2 protein-coding genes are annotated in these 1,250 nt (G+C 60.7%); both read left to right on the top strand.

Annotation, left to right across the window (positions count from 1 at the left end; genetic code table 11):
* Window positions 1-51: 51 nt before the first annotated feature.
* Window positions 52-414: a transposase gene (locus LNV23_RS23820; protein WP_166096270.1), complete on the top strand. Its 363-nt coding sequence runs from the start codon at window positions 52-54 to the stop codon at window positions 412-414.
* Window positions 333-1,235, top strand: a complete 903-nt coding sequence (locus tag LNV23_RS23815) for an IS3 family transposase (RefSeq protein ID WP_318023264.1) — start codon at window positions 333-335, stop codon at window positions 1,233-1,235. Before LNV23_RS23820 ends, LNV23_RS23815 begins: the two co-directional genes overlap by 82 nt.
* Window positions 1,236-1,250: the final 15 nt, after the last annotated feature.

Below are 1,250 nucleotides of genomic sequence, written 5' to 3'. Positions count from 1 at the left end.
GGAGCTTGAATCGGTTTCGTTGACACTTCCACCTAACGAAGGAAGTGTTCAATGGGAACAGCAGGGCCAAGAAAAGTTCACCGTTACGAGCTGAGTTTCAAGCTCAAGGCGGTGCTGATGAGCGAGCAGCCAGGGGTGCTGATCAAGGACGTGGCGGAGTCCTTGTGCATTCATCCCTTCATGCTGTCCAAGTGGCGAAAGCAAGTGCGTGATGGCGAGCTGTCCGGCCCCATCGAGCCGGTTGAACCCGCAGCAGTGGCGGAGCTGCGCCGGCTGCGCGAAGTCGAGCAGCAGTTCAAGCGTTTGCAGACGGAGCACGATCTGCTAAAAAAATTCATCCGGTTTGCAGCAGATCAAAAGCGGAAGTCTTCGCCTTCATCGCGGCAAACCGGCAAGCCCACTCGATCCAAGTGATGTGCAAGCTGTACCAAGTCACCCGCGCAGGCTACTACGCCTGGTGCCGGCGTGAGCGCAGCGTCAGAGCTGCCGGCGACGAGCAACTCATTGAGCAGGTGCGCTTGGTTCACGAGCAAAGCCGAGGCTACTACGGCAGCCCGCGCATTGCGCAGCAGCTCAAGCAGCAGGGCGTTCAGGTGGGGCGCCGTCGGGTGGCGCGTCTGATGCGCAAGGCGGGCCTGCAGGGGCGCAGCGCCCGGCTGTACCGGCGTGCCAAGGTGGGGCAACGCAAGTTCTTCGCCAGCGTACCCAATGCGCTGCGAGACGTGGCGCTGAGCGATGCAGACCAGGCCTGGGTCGGTGACGTGACGTACCTCAAAGTGGCGGGCCAGTGGCGCTACATGGCGGCGGTGATGGATCGACACTCCCGGCGGCTGGTGGGCTGGAGCCTGAGCCGGCGTCGCGATGCTGCGCTGACGCGTCAGGCTCTGAATCATGCCGTGCGCAAGCGCCAGCCGTCGCCGGGTTTGATCTTCCACAGCGATCGGGGCATCGAATATGCGGCGTACGAGTATCGGGAGCAGCTGAACCGGCTGGGCATCAAGCAGAGCATGAACCGGCCCGGAAAAATGAACGACAACGCGCACATGGAGTCGTTCTTCCACTCGATGAAGACCGAGTCATTGCATGGCATGTCGTTCGAGACGGACAAGCAACTGCGTACCGCACTGCGCAGCTACATCGGCTTCTACAACCAGCAGCGGCTACATTCCTCGCTGAGCTATCTATCCCCGGTTAAATTCGAGCAACAGCAGCGGCAGCAATCATGTGTCAACTGAATCGGTGCAAGTTCC

This window comes from Kinneretia sp. DJ1R-11 (assembly GCF_025717595.1).
GTDB lineage: Bacteria > Pseudomonadota > Gammaproteobacteria > Burkholderiales > Burkholderiaceae_C > Paucibacter_A.
This window is presented reverse-complemented; position numbering and strand designations above follow the sequence as displayed.

Excerpts from the sequence above, each read along its gene's own strand:
- LNV23_RS23820 (WP_166096270.1), top strand. The coding sequence starts at position 52 with ATGGGAACAGCAGGGCCAAGAAAAGTTCACCGTTACGAGCTGAGTTTC.